The sequence below is a fragment of the Arthrobacter sp. CJ23 genome, assembly GCF_024741795.1.
Lineage (GTDB): Bacteria > Actinomycetota > Actinomycetes > Actinomycetales > Micrococcaceae > Arthrobacter.
Genome location: NZ_CP102950.1, coordinates 3,892,528 through 3,915,382, shown reverse-complemented (window position 1 = coordinate 3,915,382; position 22,855 = coordinate 3,892,528). Strand labels below are relative to the sequence as shown.

The following is a 22,855-nucleotide window of genomic DNA, read 5'->3' as shown; positions in this document are numbered from 1 at the left end:
GGGGGTTGTGCGTTGCGCAAACAGCAACTACTGTGATGACACAGCAACAAAAAAGTGGACTGGGAAAGCCCGGTCCCCGAGAGAGTGGAGACAGCCATGACAACAGAGACGTTCAACGACATCGAAGCCCGCCTGGCAGCAGTGCTGGAGGAGGCGTTCGAAGCAGGCACGGACATCTACAACGAGCGAGGCTTCAAGCGTCGGATCGGCTACGGCAACCGCCCCGCCGTCATCCACATCGACCTCGCGAACGCTTGGACCCGTCCGGGCCACCCGTTCAGCTGCCCGGGCATGGAGACGATCATCCCGAACGTCCAGCGGATCAACGAGGCCGCGCGCGCCAAGGGTGTCCCGGTCTTCTACACCACGAACGTGTACCGCAACCGCGACGCCACCTCCGGGACGAACGACATGGGCCTGTGGTACTCGAAGATCCCCACGGAAACCCTTCCGGCGGATTCCTACTGGGCGCAGATTGACGACCGCATTGCTCCCGCGGAAGGCGAGGTCGTAATCGAGAAGAATCGCGCCTCGGCGTTCCCGGGGACGAACCTCGAGCTCTTCCTGACCTCCAACCGCATCGATACCCTGATCGTGACCGGTGCGACCGCGGCCGGGTGCGTGCGCCACACCGTCGAGGACGCGATCGCGAAGGGCTTCCGCCCGATCATCCCCCGGGAGACCATCGGCGACCGCGTCCCGGGCGTCGTGCAGTGGAACCTCTACGACATCGACAACAAGTTCGGTGACGTGGAGTCCACGGATTCGGTGGTGGAGTACCTGAACGGCCTCCCGCAGTTCGAGGACACGGTCCCGAAGACCCTCTCGGATCCCCAGCCCGAGGTGGCGGCCCCCGCGGATCCGGCCTAAGCCGCACCGCCCTCTCGGAGCCCCGCGGTCCGGCAGCCCAGGCCGACCCGACCACAGCCGGCACCCCTCAGCGGTGCCGGCTGTCGTCAGGTCGGGCTGGGCTGCGGTGATGAGTGCGTTTCTGGAACACGGCAGTCGCCAAGGTTCCCGCTATGCCGATCCACCACCCAATGCCGTAAGGAGCAGATTCGAGACCAGGTCCCGGATCTCCTGGGCCGCGCCGCGGCGTGCCCGCAGCGGCCGGCGGCCCGGCCTCCTGCCAGAGGAGGAAAGGGCATCGTACGATGACTGATACGGGTGACTTGCACTAGCGCCCGAAGAGGGAGAACTCATGCTGGAGACACAAACCACCGCCGACAAACCGCAAGGGGCGGCAGCATCGCTGCTCAACGGTCTGACGGTCCTCGAAGCCTTCTCCGTCGCCAAGCGATCCCTCCTGGGCGTCACGGAGATCTCCGAACTCGTCGGCCTGCACAAGAGCACCGTCTCCCGGATGCTCACCGGCCTGGACGAAGCCGGATACGTGCAGCGCGACGAAGACACCGGGCGATACCGCCTCGGACTCGGGATGATCGGCCTGGCAGGACCGCTGCTGGCCGAACTCGGCGTCCGCCGTACCGCCCTGCCCCACCTCGAAGAACTCACCGAAGCCACCGGCGAGACGGCCGCGATCGCCGTCTGGAACGGCACCAACGCGATCGTTGTGGAACAGACGGCCTCCCCCCATCAGGTCAAACACAGCGCGGCGATCGGCACGCGCTACAACAAGTTCGCCAGCTCCTCAGTCCGTGTGTTTCTCGCCGAGCTGCCGCCCGAGGAGACCGACCGTCTGCTGGCCGGCCGGATCGTGCTGCGAGAGGCCTACCGCGGTCTCGAGGACCCGGTCTACGAACAGCTGGCCGCCGTGCGGGACCACGGGTACGCCGTCAACGACGGCGAGACCACTTACGAGGAATACGGCGTGTCCGCCCCCGTGCGGGACTACCGGGGGGAAGTCGTCGGCTGCATCACAGCCAGCGCGCCCCGGTCCCGGGTTCAGTACCAGAAGAGTCAGTCGATCCTGCGCGAAGCCGTGCTACAGGCCGCTGAGCGCGTTTCGACTCGGCTGGGCAGCCTCCCGGGGGAAACAAATCCAGTGCGCTGACGGGCCATTACGGCTCCTCCGGGAAAGCAAACCCTGCCCTTGCATCCAGGAGCCACTGTGAGGTCAACTCCGCGAAGGCCGGCCGGATGCGTGGGTGAATCAGCCCGGAAGTGAAGCCGACCAGCCCAAGCGGGTGGATACTTCCGAGGCAGCATGCTGTACGGCTTGAACCAGAGCGTCCCTGGTGGCCTGCTTGTACACGCGGGAACGGGGAGCGGCTGCAGTGATGCACCCAACCACCTTGCCTCGGTAATCCCGGACCGGAGCGGAGACCCCAAACTCTTCCTCTGCTGTTGCACCGTCGTTGACGGCGTATGCCTGACGGGCGACTTCCTGCAGGTGGGTGGTGTGGTCAACCGGCAAACCATCTCCTGCCTTGCGTGGTATCTGCCCGGATCCGATCAGCTCGGTCGCGAGGGCCGGTGCCAGCTCCGCCAGGAAGACCCGCACCGAGGAACTTTCGAACGTGTTGTACCGGGTTCCAATGGTGGCAGTGTGTTTGACCTGAAAGGGGCTGGCAACCTGCTCCACGACGATGGCCTCATGACCATTCCAGACCGAGATTGCGCTGGTCTCTTGGGTGCTTTCGGTTAATCGCTCCAAATAGGGAACCGCGGCACGGCGGACATCCAGGTCCGCCAGTAAAGGGCCGGCCAACGCAAGGAGGCCCAGCCCGAGGCGATACCGCCCCGTCTCCTCATCCCGCTGGACATATCCAGCTTCTGCCAGACCGCTCAAAATGCGTGAGACCGTGCTCTTGTGGAGGCCAACCCGGTGAGCAACCTCAGTCACACCAAGAACCGGATTTTGCACCGAGAACGCCTCCAGTACAGCAAGACCATTCAATAGCGACGCCGCAGCTCCTTGGACTTGGCTGTTGTCCTGCCTCAGCCTCCCCGCCATCTGCATCCTCTCGCGCAGCGTGACCGTCCCGCCACTCTTTTTGGCCATCATATGCCGTACTCGGGCGCAGAAACGGAAGATGCGGCGCGGCACTGCTCTGCTTCTCCTCACCGCCGCCCCCGACCATCCCGACATCGAGGCACGCGAGCAGCGCCTTGATGTTCAGCCGATAGGTCAGAGACAGTTGTCGGCCGCGTTTCCTCGCGGTGTCCTCAGACCCGGATTTGAAGCCGGTCCCTGTCCTGAGCAGGGTTAGGTCTGCGCGGCCTGCCCGCCCGCACGTCCGCCAGCGCCGGAGACCGGCTTCACCCGCCGGAGCGCTGCGAGAATGGCCCGCCCCACCACAGCGATTCCGACGATCGTGGTGACGGCACGCAGGGTGTCCCACCCCGCCGTCGAGGTCACCAGCGAGTAGAGCAGGAAGCTGCTGAGGTTCGTGGCCAGCGGCGCACCGGGCATGTAGGAGATGCCGGTGCCGGCGCCCACCGCGAAGGGCCAGAACCACAGGTTGGTCAGCAGGCCGAACAGGTATGACGCCAGGATCCCGTAGCCGCACAGCATCCACAGTTCGGCCTTGCCCCGCACCCGCCGGGGGAGCAGGCCCGCGCCCGCGCCCACCCAGGCGCAGGCGAAGATCTGGAACGGTGTCCAGGGCCCGATGCCACCCCACAAGGCGCTGGAGAGCGCGATGGTGGCGGCGCCGAGGAGCATGCCGAAGCGGGCACCGAAGGCCCGGCCGGCCAGGATCAGCAGGATGAAGACTGCCTCCACGCCCCCGACGCCGGTGCTCGCCACCCGCACCGCGGAACCGACGGCGGCCAGGACGCCGAGCAACGCCACCGTGTGTGCGGAGCTCACCGAACCGTCCAGCGACACGACGACGGCGATGACGGCGAGCGGCGCAATGGCCAGCGCCGCATAGGGGAGTGCTGCGGCGGCATCCTCCGGGAGCGCCGCGGCAAGCAGCGGCCAGCAGAATGCTGCGAAGGCCACGACGTTTGCGGCCGCAAGGACTGCGAGCTCGACGCCCCGCGGCATCCGGATGCGGCGGGGCTTTGTGGCTGGGATGTCTGGCGTTCGCTCGGTGAACCGGGATGCTGGGATGGCTTGGGCCGCTGTGGACTGGGCCGCTTTGGATGGTGCGGTGGCCTCTTCCGGGGCGGCTTCCGGTGCCGATGAAGGCGCGACGCCGTCACGCATCGGGAGGATCCGGGCGCCGAGGCTATGGGCAAAGTCGAGGTCGTGTGTGGCGATCAGGACCGCCGCGCCGTCGTCCGCGGCTGCCCGCAGCGCCGACGAGACTGCCGTGCGCGCCGCAGGATCGAGTCCGCGGGTGGGCTCGTCGATCAGGAGCACCTGGGGATCGTCCAAGGTCTGCAGCGCGATGGCAAGGATCCTGCGCTCGCCTGCAGAGAGGTCCCGGGGATGCTCCTGTCCAATGGGAATCCGGACGTCGCCCCGCAGACGGGCCAGGTGTGACGCCGCGGAGCCGGGCGCAGGCTGCCCGCCGTTCTTGCGGCGGGCCTGTCGCCGCTCGGACGCGCGGAGCTCTCCCGCGACGGTATCCCTGGTGAACAGGTCGTCCGAGGCGTCCGGGACGAGGGCGACCCGGCCGCCGTCGAGCGTTCCTCCAATAACTGTTCCTTCGCCGAGCGCGAGCGCCACCAGGAGGGACGACTTCCCGGCCCCGTTCGGTCCCACTAGGGCCACCATCTCACCGCGGTGCAGGGTCAGGGATGCGTCTTGCACGAGTGCCGTGCCCTTGCGGTGCACCGCAAGGTTTGTTGCCGTCAGCACTGGCGCGAGGTCAGCTGGCTCTGCCGGCGTTGGATGCGCAACCGTCGGGGAAGCGGATGGCGCGGCGCCCGGCATCAGGGCGCCATCGTCGATGGTCCACCAGAAGTCGGCAACCGGCACGAGTGCTTCCGCCCGGTGCTCCGCCACGATGACACAGACACCGGCATCGCGGGCGAGGGCGTTGAGCACGGCAATGACGCGTACGCGGGCGGCGGGATCAAGGTCAGCCAGGGGCTCATCCACCAGGAGCACGGCCGGGTGGTCCACCACCGCGGCGGCGATGGCCACGAGCGTTGCCTCACCCGCCGAGAGGGTGCTGATGTTCCGGTCCAGCAGTGCCGAGACCCCGACGCGCTCTGCGAGTTCCAGGACCCGGGCCTTGGCGGTGGCGGATGCCATGCCGCGCAGCTCCAGGGCGAGGGAGATTTCGTCCCGGACCCGGGTGCTGGCGAACGCGGCGCGGGGATTCTGCAGGACGACGCCGACGAGGCCGGCGGTATCGCGCGGCGGCATCGTGGCACGGTCCGTGCCGGCGACGCGCACGGTGCCGGAAATTTGTCCACCGTCAACGTGCGAGAGGAGGCCGGCGATGCCTCGCAGGATGGTGGACTTGCCGGAGCCCGTCGTCCCGGTGATGACCGTGACGGACCCGCTGGGCGGCGTGAACGCTGCGACGCGAACCTGGGCGTCACCGATGCGGAATTGTGCGCCCCGGATGAGGACCGGCGCTTCGGTACTGCTACCGGGTTGGAATGCCGCCCGGCTCCCGAAGCCGCGCAGTTCCAGGGCCGCGGCAACGCGGCTCGCGTGCTCAAGGGTGCGCTCGAGCACGGGCACCAGCGCGCGGGGTCCGAAGCGTTCGCCCCGCAAGCGAAAGGCCAAGCGTACGGAGGTCACGGCGTCGGCGAGCGCCGGGAGTGCCGCCCAGGCCACCACGAGCGTCCGGGCCAGGCCCTGCATGGGCCCGCGTCGGGCCAGGTGCACGAAGCCGCGGGCCACGTCCACCCAGGCGTTGAGCAGGCCGAAAGCGAGGAAGATCCCGGCAATCGGCAGGGCGGACACCACCGCGGCCCACAGGCCCTGTCCCGTGACCGGACCGAGGAAGACCACATGCGCGTACGGGGCCGGCAGCCGAACGGCCGGCAGGTCGAGCAGAAGCGGTTCGCCAAGGCCCGCCCCATTGAAAAGGATGCGGTAGATGACCCGCGCCGCGATGAAGACGACGGCAAGAGCCGCCGCTGCGCGTAACGGCGCGGGTCGAAAGGTCATGCCGTGGGTGCGGCCGGCGCGCCGTCCACCGTGAACAGCAGTTCCAGGCTCTCTCCCGGCTTCACCTGCAGGGTGGCGAGGCCTTCCTGCGCGTAGGCCCAGTCGCCGGTTGCTGGCTTAACCCAGAGGGACCAGTAGGCGAAGGCGGCGGGCGTTTTGCCGCATTCTTCCCGGTACTTTCCGGCCTTGTGGGTGATGTCGAAGTCCGCGGCCGGCACACCGTTCACACGGCATACGAGTTCGGTGGGGTACTGCGTGGTGCCTTCGGTCTTCACCTTTGCCTCGTCGAGCACCTTGGAAGCGGGAGTCGCCGCGTCCACGGGCACGCACACGGAGGTATCAGCGGCGGCCTGCTTCAGGGCGCCGGAATCGACGATGACCTTCACGCCGGTGCAGGGCCCGGAGGCGGCGCTGGATGAAGCCGTCGACGCCGGTGCGGAGCCAGTGGGCTGGGTGGCGGCCGGCGTGGAACAGGCGGCGAGGGTAAACAGGAGACCGGCGGCGGCGAGGGTGCTCGCGGCGGCGGTGCGGATCTTAGTCAAAGTCACGTGTCAAGGGTAGGACGTGCATGTCCGGATCGGGATGCTGTCGACTTGTGTGACGCCGGGACTGCGTTCTCACAGCACAGTCAGCCCGCCACAACGCAAGCGGACGACGGCGGGCGCCCACTCGCCGTCGTCCGATTGCGTTTTGTCACTGCTGAGGACGGTTTTGCCGGTAATGGCGAGGTGATTTCCCTGCGCGCCTTCGCCGGAACGGGTTGCGGCATAAATGTCAGACCCCTCTGCCAGGCTGTGCTTATGGAAACCGGCGCGGTTATCGATGCGGGAGGCAGGGCCGCAGTGACGGCTGCCGTCGCGTCGGTGGCCGGGCTGGTCGCTCAGCTTGCCGGCGCTGTTGCCTGCCCTTCGTCCCTGCCACACCAAACGGACCACACCGCTGACGCTGACCCGTTGCGGGAGTTCTCCGAGGCATGCCTGGAAGGGCTGGAGGTACTGGCGCGGGTCGAGTCGGCCGCGGCGTCGGTGAAGATCCGGCTGCTGGCCGCCTACGCGGAGGCCACAGCAGCGCTGGAGGCCCCGCCCGCCAGCGCACAGGAGGCATCGGCGCGGGAGATGTCCCTGGTGGCAGAAGTGGCGTGCGTACTCACCCTCGGCGAACGCGCCGCATCCGCCCTTTTGTGGGAGGCCCAGGCGCTGGCGACCTCCCTGCCGGCCACTCTGGACGCACTTCAGGCCGGGACCATCGCCTGGCAACACGCCCGGATTGTGGTCGACGAAACCGATGGCCTGCCGCCGTCGGCCGTTTCGGCCTTGGAATCGCATTTCTTCGGTCCGAAGGCGCCGGACGCCGCCCGCTGTGCCACGCCCGGCGAATTGGTGCCCTCCCGGTTCCGGCGGAAAGTCCGGGCCTGGCGCGAACGCCACCACCCCGAATCCCTGGAGAATCGCCATGCAAAGAGCGTGGCGGACCGGCGAATGGAGTATACCCCGGACCGGGACGGCATGGGCTGGATCTCGCTGTACCTTCCCGGTGACACGGCCTGCGCAGTCTGGAACAGGGCCTCTGCCCTGGGCCGAGGCCTCCAGGGCGCTGACGAGCCGCGCACACTCACCCAGATCCGGGCTGACATCGCTGCGGGGCTGCTGCTGGGCAGCGCCAAGCGGCAGCCAGGTGAGGTGCCCTCTCCCAAGGCCGACGTCCTGGTGACCGTCCCCGTGTTTTCCCTCCTCGGACTCACTGATGAGCCCGCGGAGGTGGATGGGTTCGGGCCGGTCCCGGCATCGATCGCGCGTAGGCTCGTTGCCGAGGGTGCCAGCTCGTTCTACCGGGTCTTGGTTGACCCGCGGGATGGGGCGTCGCTGGAGATCGGCCGGACCAGTTACCGGCTCCCCGCATCCTTGAAGCGGTGGCTCAGGATGCGGGACGGCGCCTGCACCTTCCCCGGCTGCAGCAACCAGTCCCTGGACAACGAGAACGATCACCTGACGGCCTGGCAGGACGGCGGGACCACCGGTGTCAGCAACCTAGGACAGGTCTGCCCCAAACACCACCGACTTAAACACACATTCGCCTGGACACCTGCGCGGGCAACGCACAATGCACCGCCGGGCTGGATTTCACCCACCGGCCGGCACTACCCACCCGAACAACAGGACCGTGAACCCCCGCACTGGCCAGCTGGCTGCACACCCCACGCTGCCAGCCCGCTCGAACATGCCACCATGATGTATCTCGCCGCCTGAGCACGGTGGCCGTTGTTGTGGTGTGCCACGCGAACTCTCCTGCCTGGATAAGCGGAGCAGCCCTCGGTGCCCGTCTCAAGGTAGATGTGCTCAAGGTTCGGGCGCAGGCGCAAACGGTCGACGGCGGGACGTCCCGCCGTCGTGCGTTTTCTTTCTACGTGGCTGCTTCTGTCTCCGGCCGGCTGGGGGTGTCTGACAGACACTGCCGCCGGATGTTCGGGCTGCGTACCTTGGAACCCGTGGACAGAAAAGAAGAGATCCGTGAGTTCTTGATTTCGCGTCGTGCGAAGGTCAGCCCGGAGCAGGCCGGGATCCCCAGTTATGGGGAACTGCGGCGTGTGCCGGGACTGCGCCGTGAGGAAGTGGCGCAGCTGGCCGGGGTGAGCACGGACTACTACACGCGGCTGGAACGCGGCGGCCTCCGCGGCGTCTCCGACTCGGTGCTCGAGGCCGTGGCCTCTGCCCTTCAGCTGGACGAGGCAGAGCGGGCACATCTGATGGACTTGGCTCGGACGGCCAACACGCCGTCAAGCCGGACGCCCCGGCGGCCAACGCAGCTGCGCGTCCGTTCCGGAGTGCTGCGTCTGTTGGACGGGATGACCGGAGTGGCCGGAATCGTGCAGAACGGCCACGGCGATGTCCTCGCCGCCAACCTGCTGGGACGGGCCCTGTACTCGGAGGTATTTAACTCAGCCGAGTCGTCGGGGCAGGACGTTCCTGGCCGGCTGCCGAACCAGGCCCGCTACATCTTCCTCGATCCCCGGGCGGCCGACTTCTACCCCGACTGGAGCTCGATCGCGGCCATCTCGGTGGCGATGCTTCGCCTGGAATCGGGCCGGAATCCCCACGACCGGGCATTGAACGAGCTGGTCGGCGAGCTCACCACGGGCAGCGGCCTGTTCGCCGCGCTCTGGGCCGGGCGCGACGTCCGCATCCACACCACGGGAACCAAGCGCTTCCACCACCCGGTGGCCGGCGAGCTGTCCCTGCAATACGAAACGTTGGACCTCCCCGGCGACGAAGGACAGATCGTGTTCACCTTCACCGCCGAGCCCGGCTCCGCCTCCGAAAACGCGCTGGCATTCCTCGCCAGCTGGGCGGCATCGCCTCCCGAAGAAAGCACTCAAAGAGCCATCTCCGGCGATCCTGCCGGCGGATCCACTGCCCCCGCGCGCTCCCACGCGCAGCCAGGGCGCACCACAGGAAAGACAGAACCCTCCCATGACTGAACAAGACACCACCACGGAACAAACCAACAACACGGCCGGCAAGAAGGTCTGGTTCATCACCGGCGCCGGCCGCGGCATGGGTACCGACATTGCGAAGGCAGCCCTCGCCGCCGGCCACGCCGTGGTCGCCACCGGCCGCAACCCGGAAAAGGTCACCAAGGCCGTCGGTGACAACGAGGACCTCCTCGCCGTCAAGCTCGACGTGACCGACCCCGCCGACGCTACGGCCGCCATCCAGGCAGCGGTGGACCGCTTCGGCCGGATCGATGTCCTGGTCAACAACGCCGGCAACTTCTACGCCGGGTTCTTCGAGGAAATCACCCCCGCGGACTTCCGGGCACAGATCGAAACCACCATGTTCGGACCCATGAACGTCACCCGCGCGGCCCTGCCGGTCCTGCGCGCCCAGTGCTCCGGCCTGGTGGTCACCATCTCCTCCACCGCGGGCCTGGCAGGCGGGGAGTTCCTGTCCGCATACGCCGCGTCGAAGTTCGGGGTGGAAGGCTGGGCCGAGTCGCTGGCACCGGAGGTAGCACCGTTCGGCATCCGCTCCATGATCGTGGAGCCGGGGTTCTTCCGCACCGAGCTGCTCACCCCGGAATCCACCAGCTACGCGGAGTCCACCATCGGTGACTACGCCGAGCGCACCGCGCAGACGGTCGCCACGTGGAAAGGCAAGGACGGCCTGCAGAGCGGCGACCCGGCCAAGCTCGCCGCCGCGCTGATCCAACTGGCCGAACTGGACGAACCCCCGCTGCGGTTCGCCGCCGGCGCCGACGCCGTGGGCGTCTTCGAGACCCGGGGCAAGGCCCTCCAGGCCCAGGCCGACGCCCACCGCGAACTCTCCAGCAAGCTCGCCTACGCCTACGCCGACGCCTGACAAAACGGAAACGGACGACGGCGGGAGGTCCCGCCGTCGTCCGCTGACCATATTCTTGCCTAGCTGCTGAGGGTCCAGTGCACCCGAATGGCCGCGGCAATGGGGCTGGCGGTGACGTCGACCCGGAACGCGACGGGCGCTGTCCCTGTCTCCTCGATGGTCGAGTCGCGGTACACGCGGCCGCACGAGGGGCAGAGGGTGTAGAGCTCCCCATCCGCAGGCCACTCCGCCAGCTCCGCGGGGGCCGGGGTATCTTTTCCGGCGTAGACCGGGACACCTTCTGAATTGGCCTGGATCAACCCGTCCTTGCTGACGGTATTGCCGCACACGCAGGTGATGGTGGTGACATCATGGCCGATCACATCGGCGGTTTCGGCGTCCATGATGACCTCCCCGGTGATGGAAGAGACGTGCTGTTATCAGCTTATGCCTGCTGGTCCGTGCGGGCGCCTGGAGTTGGCACCCGCAGCACCCCGATCGCCGACTCAAGGTACGGCACCGGATCCGGGTCCGTCCCGGCAGCCCACCGCATCCACGCCTCGAACGTCACGCCCATGAACGCGGCACACAAGTACGCTGCGACGTCCTCGGCCACGCCGGCGGAAACGAGGTAAGCCCGCGCCCTGTCCCGCTGCGGCGCCAGGGACTCGTAGCTCCGGCTGGCCAGCTCCGGGTGCTCGGCGATCAGCCGTAGCCGGCCGCGCGTGACCGCCAGGTCCGGAATCACCAAAACCCCGGCGATAGCCGCATCGCGCAGCCCCGCCAGGACGCCGCCGTCGGACGTGTCATGGGTGCGGGCCGACTCCAAAACCAGTCCGGAGGCCTCGACCACCGGCTCCATGCCGCCCCAGACGAGGTCCGCTTTGCTGGCGAAGTAGCGGTACAGGCTCTTGCGCCCGATGCCGGCCTCCCGCGCGATGTCCTCCATGGAGGTCTGCTCGTAGCCGCGCTCGGCGAACAGCCGCAGCGCAATCGCGGCAACGGCGTCGGGATCTATCGTCACCGGGCGCCCGGTGGGGCGCGGAACGGCGGTGGTCAAAGCATCCGAGGGCATCCCACCAGTATTCACCCTTTCATAATGACACAGAGTGTCATAAGGTGGATGGCATCTCCCACCTCAACGTCTGGAAGGACATCATGGGCAACGAAGCTTCATGGCAGGAAGCCACCACCAGCGGCCGCTTTGCCGGCAAGACGGTCATCGTCACCGGCGCCGCCTCCGGCATCGGCCAGGCCACGGCCCTGCGCATCGTCAAGGAAGGCGGCCGCGTGATCGCCGCCGACATCAGCAAGGATCGCCTGGACGATCTGGTTCTCGAGAACGCCGGACTGGACCTGGTCCCCGTGGCCGGCGACATCTCCACGGAAGAGACCGTGGCCGCCGTCGTCGCTGCCGCCGGCGGGCGCGTGGACGCCCTGGCGAACGTCGCCGGCATCATGGACAACTTCGCCCCCATCCACGAAGTGGACGACGAGCTCTGGGACCGCGTCTTCCGGATCAACGTCACCGCCCTCATGCGCCTCACCCGCGCCGTGGTGCCGCTGATGCTGCACGCCGGCACCGGTTCCGTGGTCAACGTCGCCTCCGAGGCCGGCCTGCGCGGTTCCGCCGCCGGCGCCGCCTACACCGCGTCCAAGCACGCCGTCGTCGGCCTGACCAAGAACTCGGCCGTGATGTACGGGCCCCAGGGCCTGCGCTTCAACGCCGTGGCTCCCGGCCCCACCATCACCGGCATCGTGGCCAACTGGGGATCCCAGCTCGCGGCCGAACGCCTCGGCCCGCTGATGCAGGCCACCGTCCCCACGCCCGCCACGGCGGCACAGCTCGCCGCCTCCATCACCTTCCTGCTCAGCGACGACGGCACCAATGTCAACGGCGCCATCCTCGCGTCCGACGGCGGCTGGTCGGCCCTGTAGGGGGCCGCACCAAACGCAAGCGGACGACGGCGGGTGGTCCCGCCGTCGTCCGCTGGGCAGGGTTCAGCACGGTGTCCGTTCTGCTTGCTCGGGATCTCGGGCCGGCGCTCAGGGGAGCGCGTACACACGGAGGGCGTTGCGGCGTGCGACGAGTTGCACGATCCTGCGGGCGTCCGCCTCGGAGCAGTCGTCGTCGTCGATCCATCCGCCCACTACCTTGGTGATTGCGTTGCGCCACAGTCTCGCTCCGAGGTAGTGAAGTTCGGCGGGGCCGAAGGCGTCGGAGGAGTAGAGAATCTTCGTGAAGGGAGCCAGTTCGAATGAGCGGGCCACCAGATCCCGGCTCCGTGAGCCGGTGAAGTTCACGGCAAGCCCTACATCGATGTAGACGTTTTCAAAGGCATGGGCCAAGTAGCCGGCTTCGCGCTCGAATGGATAGCAGTGGAGCAGCATGATGGGTGTGTCCCGGACCTCTGGGGACCGCAGGAAATCCAAGAGGTACAGGGGATTGGTCTTGTGGAGGTCCAGGTCGCGGTCACCGAATCCGACATGGAATTGCAGCGGAAGCTTCATCTGCGCTGCCGTGTGGATCCCGTGGGCAATGAGTGTCACATCGGTGAGCCTCGGCTTGGTGCCAGCGGGCTGATTCTCCTGCCAGCGGCGGGCTGCTTCAACCACCGCAGCCGCTGTGGGTCGGCTGAGATTCTGCTCGAATCCTGCGCGGTAGGCGAGAACTGTCTTGACGCCGACGGCCCTGCGGGTGAGTTCGTGAAGCCGCTGGCCGAATTCCTCGACGTAATCCGCCGGATTGGCGATCTCCTGGATCAGCGACTCGGCGACCAGTTCCAGCCGAACGACCTCGTGGGTTCGCCCACCGGAGACCTCGGCCATTCCGGCCTTGCCGAGGTAGTCAGCGGCATCCAGACCTGTATCGATCAGCCAGTCGCTCACGCCAGCAGCGCGGGTCATGCGCCGGCTGACCTCGAGCTCTCCAAGCTCGGAGCGCCGGCTCCAGTAGTCGGCCGGCGAGGCGTGCCGCGGCAAATCAAGAACGCCGCTGCACCAGCGTCGGATGGCGAGCCCGATTTGTGTGTTGTAGGCGTCCCCGGGGCGAGCCAGTGGTTCCGTGCTTCCTTCGTTGAGCGAGTTCTGAAAGCGTGCCTCATCACCGTCGAGGTGGAACGCGCCATGCACGTGGTGGTCAATAAGGCTGACTTGGTCGACGAAGTCCGGGAATGAACCGCCCGCCATTAGATCGACCAGGCAAGTCGAAAGCGCTCAGCGGTCTCTTCCGGCGAGAGTTCCGCGCAGGTTCGCTGCTCGTAGCGCCGGACGGCCACCGTGGCATCGACGATGGCGTCTCCGAGAAGCCTGCGTGCAAGGCGTGACGTGTCCAGCGTGTCGATGATGGCGGTGGGGGAGCCTGAGAGCAGCCGGACGTTGGCCCGGCGCCGCTCGCCTTCCGAGAGCCGCCCTGGGTCACCCGGGATCTCTGCCGGAAGCCCGCGCCCGCCGTGGATGCCGTCAAGGGCGAGGGCAAGGATGGATGCGGACGCCAGATACACGTTTGCCGACGGGTCGACGATTTTCACCTCCACGTTGGCTCCGTGCGGATTGCTGTTGCCCGCGTTCAGAAAGCGCACGGAGGCTTCCCGGTTTTCCAGCCCCCAGCACAAATAGGCACCCGACCACGTGCCGGGTGCCAAGCGGCTTCCGGACAAGATTGATCCCGTGAGGAAACCCTGGATATCTGGGAGTCCGGCGATGATTCCTCCAATGGCCGCGCCTCCCTCGGCGCCGATGCCGTGCGGCCCGCTGCCGCCGGAGAACAGCGGCAGGCCGTTCTTGTGGAGCGAAAAGTGCTGGTGGGCACCGTTTCCGACCGTGCCGGGAAAGGGCAACGGGGAGAACGAGGCCTGCATGCCGCGGGCCCGGGCGACGATGCCAACCATGATCTTGGCAAGGACCACGGTGTCCGCGGCCTGAACCGGCGAAGCGGGGGGAAGGGAAAACTCGAACTGGTTTCTGCCGTACTCGGCGTGGATCTGCTCCACCGGAACGCCGGCACGGTTCAGCCCTGACAGCAGATCATCGAGGAATTCCGATCGGTCCAGGAGGCCGCTTGCCCCGTACGGAACCCAGGGTGCGGTTTCCAGCGCTGAACCGTCTGGGGCGACGAGGAAGAATTCAAGTTCGTGGCCGACGAGTGCCTGGTATCCGGCCCCGTCGAGGCTGCCGTCGACGTCGGCCAGAAGGCCGCGGGCACAGGCCGGAGAGGCGGCTCCGTCCTGTTCGAACAGGCTGCCCGGTGCCCATGCCCGGCCGCCCGGCAGCACACGGAGTCCGGCGATATCGATCTTCAGGCGCATATCGCCAACGGGGGTGATGCTGTCCGTGAACGCTATCCCGCCGTCGATGGTGAAGACATGCCATACGGGGGCAGCGCCCATCCCGGATTGGTGGAAGGCGTTGAGCCGGGCCAACGGGACGCTCTTGGCCAGTGTGATGCCCGAAGCATTCACCACCGTGCCGATCACGGTGCGCACGCCGACGGCTTCGAGCTCGCGCTGGGCCTTGGCAACAGCGGATTCGTCGGCTGATGCGATTTCAGTCATGCGCCTATCATGCGGCGCCTCCCCGTCCAAGGGAAGGTTTGAAAGATGTGCCGGCCTGGCAGCGCTGAGCGGACGACGGCGGGACCTCCCGCCGTCGTCCGCTTTTGTGCCGGGGCTTGTGCCGGGCCCTTAGGCTTGGTTCCCATGGACACCAAGCCACCGCAACTCCTCAACCTGCCCGGCGGCGAAATCGAGCTCCGCGACGCGCGCACTGGCCGCACCAACGCCGTGACTCTCATGGCCTTCCAGATTGGAAGGACGGCGGTGACGTGGGCCGAGTTTGCCGCTTTCAAGCGTGGCAGCGATCGTGGCCGGCCGCCTCATGCCCCGGCGCACGGCCTCACTTGGTTTGAGGCCATCGAGTGGTGCAACGCCGCGTCGGAAGCCGAAGGCCTCGCCCCGGCGTACGCGCGGAGCGGCCGCAAGGTGGAATGGGACGTGGCGGCCGACGGCTACCGACTGCCCACGGAGGCCGAGTGGGAATACGCCTGCCGCGCCGGATCGTCCGGTCCGCACCACGGTCCGCTGGAAGAGGTTGCCTGGACGGCTAAGGACGGGCTGGCCGCGCCAACGGACGTCGCGCAAAAGGCTCCCAATGATTTCGGTGCCTACGACATGCTGGGCACCGTCTGGGAGTGGTGCTGGGACTATGCCGATCCGGCCAGGTACGCGGACTACAGATCCTTCCGCGGTGGTGGCTGGGCCGACGAGGCGTGGAACGTGCGGGCCTCGGTGCGGCGGGGCAGCGCGCCGGATGCGGTCCTGGAAGATATCGGATTCCGCGTGGCGCGCGGCGCCTGCGGTCCGCGCACGGCAAAAGCCGCGCAGGGCTGGTCGGACGAGGCCGACCGCGATCGGGCCAAGGTCCGCGGCCCGATCCCGTTCGGCTGGACGCCGCTGCGGTTTGACTGAACTGGAGAGCCGCGCCTGAACACCGCCGTCGGCATCTGAAGCCTGCGCGGCCCGTCAGGAACGGGCCGCGCAGACATTCATGACGGGGGCCTATCGGAGCGCGTTGGGAATCCATTCCTTGGTGTCTGCGTCCGCGATACCGACGATCCATTCGCCCACGGTCCCGGCCTCCGGCCTGTGGAGGACCACGGTCAGATCGTGCAATGGGGCCGAGACATCGAGGTCCTCGTACGTATTGATGTGCGGCATGTGGGGCGACGGAAACACGCGGCCCTCGTCCCGCCCGAAGAGCCAGCTTCCGTCGAACCAGACCCGCACCATGAGGTTGCTGGCCACCATGACCCGGACACGGCCGACGTCGTTCGTGTTCACGCGGTAGCGAAGAACCAGGAGGTCGTCCTCGAAGTCTTCTGCCGCCATCCTGGCCCAGGTTCCTTCGAGGGCCGTGGCCGTTGATGGCCCCAGTGGCATGGGTTCCGCGCCGTGGCTGGGTGGCATGAACCAGTCGTTGAGCGCACCGAGTTCGCCCGCACGGGTCGACCAGCTTTGCTGCACCTCCACCGTCTTCTGTGCGGCGTCCCACGCCGGAGCTTCTTCCCGTTCGACGAACCGCAGCCGGTCCCTGAGTTCAAGGACCAAGTCGGTGAAGGCGTCGATCGTGGCCGGCGCGGCGAGGCCGACGATGCCGGGGCTCACCACCAGTTGGTTCCCGATCGGGGCGAGCCATTCCTCGGGGATCGAACCGGGTGAGAGGATCCCGATGGTTGCGCCGACTGAGGCTGCGGAGCTGTCGGTGTCCTTGCCACAGTTGGAGGTGATCAGGATGCACCGTACGAAGTCGCCGTCCCCGGCCAGCAGCCCGAGCACAACGAATCCGGTGTTCATCCGGACATCCGTGAAATCCGGTGATTCAAAGCGATCCAGGATCTGGCTGCGCACGTGCTGCCAGTCCTGGTTTTCCTTGAACCAGGAACGGGTTGCGGTGACTACCTGGGCGATTCCCGATTCCGCAGGGATCACGCTGAGGCCGGCGTCCAGCAAGGCGTCGATGCTGCCGCCGAGGAATGCCTGGCTTTGCATGGCCGCGAGGAACATCGGTGCGAAGACCCCGTCCCCGGCGTGATCGACGCAGGCGTCTCGGTAGGCGTACTCCGCTGCAGCCTCCGGATCGCCCGGGGCCAGGCACGCCCACAGTTCGCTGCGGATGGCGGCACCCTCTCCGCAGGTGAACCAGTTGTCGAAGGACCCACTGTGCGGGGGAGCAATGCCTTCCCTCAGGTTGCGCTTCGCGATGCCGTATTCGTTGAACGGGAACTCCACATGCGTGGTCCAGGCTTGCGCCAACGCGCCCGAAGTAACGGACGGCGCCGGTTGTTCGGACAGAACGCATGCCCAGACGACCTGGAGGTCAAGGTCGTCGTTGGGCACCATTTCAGTGGGCACGGGATCGTAGAAGGTCGCGGAAAGGGGGCCGTCGAGGCCCTCGAACGGCTGCCCCAAGGTGCCCCCGATCGCCTTGCCGAGCCAGCAGCCGAGGACGGCATCGCGGTATGTTGACGTCATTTCTTCCTACTTCCGTGTGTTCAAGTCGTTGGCGCATCGCAGAACGGGTGCGCGGCCAAAGCGCTCCGATTCAGTGCTGTCGGTGTTGATGAAGAACGTCGTGTACTCGCCTGGAAGCAGGGTGACCAGCATGCTGTCCACCGTGGCCTGGGGATCGACCCGGTCGGCGAAGATCGACAGGTCCCGCAGGAGGCTGTTCGCCGTCACCTGGACCCGGACGCCATGTTCCTCCTGGGTGATGTCAGCCGTGTATGAGGGCGTTGGGTAGTCCAGGTCTTTGTCCTCCCGGAAGAACCAGCTGGCCCTGTGCTCGCCGGCGTCGACTGTCAGGAGCTCCCGCTCCGGGTGCTCTGCACCGCAGAGCTCGGGGTCCAGGTTCACCAGGCCGTTGGACCTGGGGCCGACGTCGAACTCGACGTCCTGCTCCGCGAGAACAGAACCTCCGAAGTCCGTCCGCCTGACGCAAGTCCGGAACATCCAGTGATCGTCGCTGTCATTGATCGCAACGAGTGCCAGTGAGTCCTCGAACGGTTGGATGGTGATCAGCCGGTCCGCGTACGCCCGCCTCAGCGCATACCAGGAGGGTTTGAGGCGGGCCGCCGAGTCAATGACCGACCAGGAAAGGGCCGGCCAGCAATCGTTGAGCTGCCACAGAACGGTACCCGTGCACAGCGGCCGCAGGGAACGGAAGTGCTCAACACCGGTGGCGATGGCCCGTGCCTGGTTGAGCTGTGTGGCGAACAGCCAATCGTCGAAGGAATCGAGCGGCGGAAAATGATCGTCCAGTCCCCGCTGGAGTTTGGCCTCTCCGTCCATCGCCTTCTGGTGGTGTTGCAGAATTCGGGATTCGGGACGCAGCTCATGCGGCCCCACAGCGTCCAGGAGCGTGCTGTAGCTTGCCGGCGCCTGATAGCCGAACTCGGCCACGAACCGTGGCCGCCAATTCCGGTAGGCGCCATAGTCCTCGGTGTTCCAGACGTCCCAAACGTGCGAGCTCCCGTGGGCCGGGTCGTTGGGGTGGATGCCGGGGCTTCCCGAATAGGGGCTGTTGGGCCAGTACGGACGCGCCGGATCAAGCTCGGACAGCAGCGACGGCAGGAGCTCCAGATAGTACTTCCGGCCCCACTCGCGCTCCCCGAGAACGGGTTTCCACTCCCAGTCCTCGTGTCCCCAGAGGTTCTCGTTCCCGCCGAACCACAGGATGAGGCTGGGGTGCGGGGAGAGCCGCGTGACGTTTTCCCGGACTTCGGCCTCGACCTCGGCCATCAGCTCAGCCGTTTCCGGATACGCCGCACATGCGAACAGGAAGTCCTGCGCAACGAGGATCCCGAGCTGGTCGGCGGCATCGAAGAACTCCTCGGACTCGTAGTTGCCCCCTCCCCACACCCTGATGAAGTTCACGTTCGCGGCGACTGCCTGCTCGAGCCGTTCGCCGTAGCGGGCCGGACTGACCCGGGTGGGGAAGCAATCGTCCGGGATCCAGTTGACGCCCTTGACGAATACCGGAACTCCATTCACCAGGATCGTGAATGGAGAGCCGTCGGCGTCGGGGGCTGCATCGATCTCGACTGTGCGGAACCCGATGTGCCGCTCCCAGCTGTCCAGCAGCGACCCGTTGACAGACCTGAGGGAGATGGAAAGGCCGTACGTGGACGGTTCCCCGTATCCCCGCGGCCACCACAGCTCCGGCCGTGCCAGCTCGGCGGGAAGCGTGACGCTCTGCTCTCCGCCGGCCACAAGTGCAGAGAACGTTCGCCCGCCGAGGGAGACTTCCACGTAAAGGTCCTCGGAAGACGCTGCCTGCCGCCGCAGGTTGACCAGTGCGCTGACACGTCCGGTGTCGCCGTCGACGGTGACTGTGGGGATGACCGAGGCGATGCGGGCTGTGGACCACGTCTCAAGGTAGACGGGTTTCCAGATCCCGGCGGTGACCAGGGTGGGCCCCCAGTCCCAACCGAAATTGCTGGCCGTCTTGCGCACGAACGGGTACGGCTCGTCGTAGGGGTTCGGCATGGGGCCGCTTGCATCCTCACGTGCCAATGCCCGGGCGTAGGGTGCGTCAAAGCGAACCTCAAGCACGTTGCTTTCACGCCCGAGCAGCTCGGTGACATCGATTCTGAGGGCCGTGAACATCGACGTCGTGCTGCCGACCACGGTTCCGTTCAGGCGGACCTCGGCGAAAGTATCCAGGCCGTCGAAGACCAGCTCGGTCATTCCGCCGTCAGGATCGACGGCGGGAATTTCACAACGGTAGATCCATCCGCTGTGCCCGATCCACGAGGTGAGGGTCTCGTTGTCGGCAAGGTAGGGGTCCGGAATGATCCCGGCCGCCATGAGGTCTGTATGCACGCACCCCGGGACGGACGCGGGAACATTGTGGACTTCGCTGCCCTCGCCGGGGTTCCCCCCGTCCATGCGGGTGAGTGTCCAGGGCCCGGTCAATGGAGTCGTCGTCATCGGGTATTCCGCTTCCTGACGTCATCGGGCCAGGCGAGTGGAATCTGAAGGCGGGAGGAGAGCAGGCGCTGGAACTCGGCCAGCGACGCGCCCTCGGAACGGACCTGGCTTGGCCTTTTCCCGTCATTGAGGCAGAAGGAGACCAGCGCGCCGGCGGCCTCGCCGATGCTCCATTCGACAGGATGCAGACGGTAGGCGCCGTTGGTGATGTGGGTTGTGCCGATGTTCTTGTTGGCCGCGATCAGGTTCTGAACGCGTTGGGGGAGCAGGGATCCCAGCGGGATTTGGAAAGGATGGCAGGCGATATCGATGTAGGACGCTCCGGTAGCTGTTGGGTGGAGGTCGATGCGATACCCGCCGATGCCTACGGTGTCGTGGAACAGGGCTGAGCCGCGTCCGTCCGCTGCGTCGACCCCGATGTGTTGCTCCAGGACGGTGAATTCTGCCTTGATCCTCCGCGCCTCTCGGACGTAGATCGCCTTGGCCAGGCCGTCGGAAGTCCCCATGAGATCGGGCCTGAGCCGGAGGCCCGGGTATCCGTGGCCGTCGTCGTGCCGGGGCGCTTCCGTTTGCATCCAGTAGAGGAATGACAGGGACAACTCCTTGGCGTTTGCCCGGGTGGCGGCATCGGCATCCGGATCGTTGTTGATCAGTGGTTCTTCCCAGTAATCGGTCTGGGGCCAATTCACCAAGGAGACGTCATTGCCCAGGAAGGAGGGACCGAACTGTTTCTTGGCGAGGATCCGGCGGTAACGCCAGAGGTCCTTCTGGGAATCGTCGGCCGGGTCGCCGTCGAAAATCTTCCGGGTTCTCGGTTCGAGTGTTTGCGGGTCCAGGTCGGTCCACGAAAGCTGGGATCCCGGCCAGAACGCGTCCTGATGGTCCCGCCAGTGTTCGAAGCGCTTTGGCTTGTCGATGGTGTGGGTTTCACCCGGGCGGTGCTCAATGGCGAAGCACCACGAGGGTGCCTGCTGGTTCCGGGGGTCGGCAACCGCGGCGGCGTTGGGCTCACCGGTGTCCTCGCGGCTCTCGGCGCCGAGGACGTGTTCCACCTGCCCGAGTTCCAGAAGGTCCCCGAGCTCGGTTGCGTCCACGAAGTACGGAGCCCGGATGTTCACCCGGTCCCCGTCGGTTCCGGTGACGGTCACGGACACAACGTTGTCGGCAGCCATTTCCACGGCAGCCGGGGCGTGGTTCAGCAGTACCGTCAGCAGGCCCGACGCCCGGGCGGGCGCCAGCATCTCTTCGATGGCGGCCACCCCCACGCGCGGTTCGTGGCAAAGATCGCTCACGAACCCGAGGCCGGGGTTCAGCAGCGGGGCTGACGCCACCGCCGCCTTCAACGGGTACGCACGCCGGTAGTAGTCGCGGATGCGGTTGCGCAGGACACGGTAGCTGGGGCTCGAATGTGTTTCGATCCACGGGTGTTCGTCCGGCGGGACTGCCTGGGATGTCATCTGGCCGCCGAGCCAGTCCGTTTCCTCCGTGAGGATGACCGTTTGCCCCAGCGAGGTGGCAGTCAACGCCGCCGCGACGCCCCCAAGGCCGCCTCCAATGATGACCACGTCGGCTGAGATTTCCCACTCGCTCATCGTGCGGAAACCGTCGTGGTGCGGCCGCCGGCGGGCGGACAGGCCAGCGCGCATGCCACGAATTCCTGTGTCGACTTCATTGTGTTCGACCCCTCCTGGGATGATTGCCTTCAAGTCTGATGCGTATCAGACTAACGCAATTCTCAATCACCGCAATGCATGCGTGCGAGGGGTTTAGCTGCTCGCGGCGGTCCTGGGGGAGGAAATGCTGCTCTCGTTCAGGGGCAGGCAGTCAAGGTAGCGGTGGCTCGGACTGTCGACGCCGTCCAGGATGCTGACCAGCAGTCGGACGGCTTCCGAGCCGAGTTGCCGCCGCGGCGCCGACAGGGTTGACCACTGCCGCTCCGGCACCGCCGCGCCGGCGTCGTCGGAAAGTACGACGACGGACAGCTCCTGGGGGATGCTGAGGCCGTGGGCCCGTGCGTAGCTCTCGAGCCAAAGCAGCTGGGGGCCGCCCTCAACGAGGAAGGCCGTCGTCCCGTCCAGCTCGGCGGTGGCCGGCAGGAGCTCCGAGGGCTCCACCATGGCCGCTTCAAGGCCATGCGCCTCCATGGCAATCCGGTAGCCGTCGCGGCGGGCGGCGGTGGCCTCGAAGCTGATGTCGTCCAGGAGGTAGGCGATCTTCGTGTGCCCCAACTCCGTTAGGCGGTCGATGGCGGCCGCAACGCCTGACTGGTAGTCGGGGCTGACAAACGGGATTTCGACGCCGTCGATGATGCGCCGGCCTATGTGCACAAACGGGTAGCCGCTTGCCGCGAGGCGTTCTAGTTCACTCTTTTCGCGGTCGAGGCCGAGCAGGATGGTTCCATCGGCCACGGTCAGCTGGGAGTTTCCGTCAATGAACAGGGGGCGTTTGCCCGACGTCGTATCGGTGGCCGTGAAGAGCAAAAGGTTGTACCCGTCGACGACGGCCTGCTCTTCGATTCCCACCAGAAACTCGTGGTAGAAGTTCATTTGGCTGATGGGGAAGATCGGTTCGAACGTGTGGACCCCCAGCAGCCGGTTCCGCGTTCCCCGCATTTGGCGGGCCGCAACGCTGGGCACATAGCCGAGTGCCTCCACCGCGGCCATCACCTTGTCCCGCGTCTCCTGAGCTATGCCGTAGCGGTCACCGCTGCCGGTGATGACGGACGAGACTGTGGCCTGTGAAACTCCGGCGAGGCGGGCGATGTCGGACTGGCGCGCGGGGCGTTTGCGTTGTTCTCCCATGCCCCCAATCTTAATACGTATCAGAATGCGCCGAATCGCTTGACTTTGAATGCTCCTGATGATTATCTGATACGCATCAGATCGACGAGGGGCCGGCAATGAGGCACGATCAAACGAGGCATGGGCGGGGCGGTTGCTTTTTGGGGCAGCCAGCCGGCCTCTGACCCTCCGGCGACTCGAGCGCCATGAAGATCCGAAGATCGCAGAGCCCGGCGAATACCTTTCGCCGAAGTCACAGAGAGCGCAATGGTG

The 22,855-nt window shown here is 66.7% G+C and carries 18 protein-coding genes; 7 read left to right on the top strand and 11 right to left on the bottom strand.

Features of this window, described 5'->3' with window-relative positions; translation table 11 throughout:
- Positions 1 to 96 precede the first annotated feature (96 nt).
- A complete protein-coding gene (locus NVV90_RS17620; protein WP_258438537.1) occupies positions 97 to 870 on the top strand; it encodes an N-carbamoylsarcosine amidohydrolase in 774 nt (257 codons plus the stop codon).
- Positions 871 to 1,201: 331 nt separating this feature from the next.
- Positions 1,202 to 2,014, top strand: a complete 813-nt coding sequence (locus NVV90_RS17615) for an IclR family transcriptional regulator (RefSeq protein WP_258438536.1) — start codon at positions 1,202 to 1,204, stop codon at positions 2,012 to 2,014.
- Positions 2,015 to 2,113: 99 nt separating this feature from the next.
- On the opposite strand, the gene NVV90_RS17610 is transcribed toward NVV90_RS17615, so the two are convergent.
- The 3 genes from NVV90_RS17610 to NVV90_RS17600 form a co-directional block, all read right to left on the bottom strand.
- Positions 2,114 to 2,968, bottom strand: a complete 855-nt coding sequence (locus tag NVV90_RS17610; protein ID WP_258438535.1) for an IclR family transcriptional regulator — start codon at positions 2,966 to 2,968, stop codon at positions 2,114 to 2,116.
- A 201-nt stretch (positions 2,969 to 3,169) separates the two neighbouring features.
- Entirely contained in the window at positions 3,170 to 5,983 is a 2,814-nt protein-coding gene (locus tag NVV90_RS17605; RefSeq protein ID WP_258438534.1) for an ATP-binding cassette domain-containing protein, read from the bottom strand.
- A complete protein-coding gene (locus NVV90_RS17600; RefSeq protein ID WP_258438533.1) occupies positions 5,980 to 6,531 on the bottom strand; it encodes a hypothetical protein in 552 nt (183 codons plus the stop codon). Before NVV90_RS17600 ends, NVV90_RS17605 begins: the two co-directional genes overlap by 4 nt.
- Positions 6,532 to 6,783: 252 nt before the next feature.
- Here NVV90_RS17600 and NVV90_RS17595 point away from each other — a divergent pair, with 252 nt between their 5' ends.
- The 3 genes from NVV90_RS17595 to NVV90_RS17585 all read left to right on the top strand — a co-directional run bounded on the left by NVV90_RS17595 (position 6,784) and on the right by NVV90_RS17585 (position 10,338).
- Positions 6,784 to 8,229 (top strand): HNH endonuclease signature motif containing protein, encoded by a 1,446-nt coding sequence (locus NVV90_RS17595; RefSeq protein WP_258438532.1) that lies wholly within the window; start codon positions 6,784 to 6,786, stop codon positions 8,227 to 8,229.
- A 239-nt stretch (positions 8,230 to 8,468) separates the two neighbouring features.
- Positions 8,469 to 9,458: a helix-turn-helix transcriptional regulator gene (locus tag NVV90_RS17590; protein WP_258438531.1), complete on the top strand. Its 990-nt coding sequence runs from the start codon at positions 8,469 to 8,471 to the stop codon at positions 9,456 to 9,458.
- Positions 9,451 to 10,338 carry an SDR family oxidoreductase gene (locus NVV90_RS17585; RefSeq protein ID WP_258438530.1) on the top strand — a complete coding sequence of 296 codons (888 nt, stop codon included), beginning with the start codon at positions 9,451 to 9,453 and terminating at the stop codon, positions 10,336 to 10,338. Before NVV90_RS17590 ends, NVV90_RS17585 begins: the two co-directional genes overlap by 8 nt.
- A gap of 59 nt (positions 10,339 to 10,397) precedes the next feature.
- Here the strand turns inward: NVV90_RS17585 and NVV90_RS17580 are convergent, their stop codons facing one another.
- Positions 10,398 to 10,721 (bottom strand): hypothetical protein, encoded by a 324-nt coding sequence (locus NVV90_RS17580; RefSeq protein ID WP_258438529.1) that lies wholly within the window; start codon positions 10,719 to 10,721, stop codon positions 10,398 to 10,400.
- A gap of 41 nt (positions 10,722 to 10,762) precedes the next feature.
- Entirely contained in the window at positions 10,763 to 11,392 is a 630-nt protein-coding gene (locus NVV90_RS17575; RefSeq protein WP_258438528.1) for a TetR/AcrR family transcriptional regulator, read from the bottom strand.
- Positions 11,393 to 11,475: 83 nt separating this feature from the next.
- Between NVV90_RS17575 and NVV90_RS17570 the strand changes: the two genes are divergently transcribed.
- Entirely contained in the window at positions 11,476 to 12,255 is a 780-nt protein-coding gene (locus tag NVV90_RS17570; RefSeq protein WP_258441224.1) for an SDR family NAD(P)-dependent oxidoreductase, read from the top strand.
- 108 nt (positions 12,256 to 12,363) lie between these two features.
- On the opposite strand, the gene NVV90_RS17565 is transcribed toward NVV90_RS17570, so the two are convergent.
- Both NVV90_RS17565 and NVV90_RS17560 read right to left on the bottom strand, forming a co-directional pair.
- Positions 12,364 to 13,506, bottom strand: a complete 1,143-nt coding sequence (locus NVV90_RS17565; protein WP_258438527.1) for an amidohydrolase family protein — start codon at positions 13,504 to 13,506, stop codon at positions 12,364 to 12,366.
- Positions 13,506 to 14,870 (bottom strand): glutamine synthetase family protein, encoded by a 1,365-nt coding sequence (locus NVV90_RS17560; protein ID WP_258438526.1) that lies wholly within the window; start codon positions 14,868 to 14,870, stop codon positions 13,506 to 13,508. The genes NVV90_RS17565 and NVV90_RS17560 overlap by 1 nt, the downstream gene beginning before the upstream one ends.
- A gap of 144 nt (positions 14,871 to 15,014) precedes the next feature.
- Between NVV90_RS17560 and NVV90_RS17555 the strand changes: the two genes are divergently transcribed.
- Complete coding sequence (locus NVV90_RS17555) at positions 15,015 to 15,782, top strand: formylglycine-generating enzyme family protein (RefSeq protein ID WP_258438525.1); 768 nt, start codon at positions 15,015 to 15,017, stop codon at positions 15,780 to 15,782.
- Between the two features lie 90 nt (positions 15,783 to 15,872).
- Here the strand turns inward: NVV90_RS17555 and NVV90_RS17550 are convergent, their stop codons facing one another.
- The 4 genes from NVV90_RS17550 to NVV90_RS17535 form a co-directional block, all read right to left on the bottom strand.
- Positions 15,873 to 17,345 (bottom strand): ADP-ribosylglycohydrolase family protein, encoded by a 1,473-nt coding sequence (locus NVV90_RS17550; RefSeq protein WP_258438524.1) that lies wholly within the window; start codon positions 17,343 to 17,345, stop codon positions 15,873 to 15,875.
- 6 nt (positions 17,346 to 17,351) lie between these two features.
- A complete protein-coding gene (locus NVV90_RS17545) occupies positions 17,352 to 19,760 on the bottom strand; it encodes a glycoside hydrolase family 2 protein (protein ID WP_258438523.1) in 2,409 nt (802 codons plus the stop codon).
- Positions 19,761 to 19,798: 38 nt separating this feature from the next.
- A complete protein-coding gene (locus tag NVV90_RS17540; protein ID WP_258438522.1) occupies positions 19,799 to 21,448 on the bottom strand; it encodes an FAD-dependent oxidoreductase in 1,650 nt (549 codons plus the stop codon).
- 120 nt (positions 21,449 to 21,568) lie between these two features.
- Entirely contained in the window at positions 21,569 to 22,603 is a 1,035-nt protein-coding gene (locus NVV90_RS17535; RefSeq protein WP_258438521.1) for a LacI family DNA-binding transcriptional regulator, read from the bottom strand.
- Positions 22,604 to 22,855 lie beyond the last annotated feature (252 nt).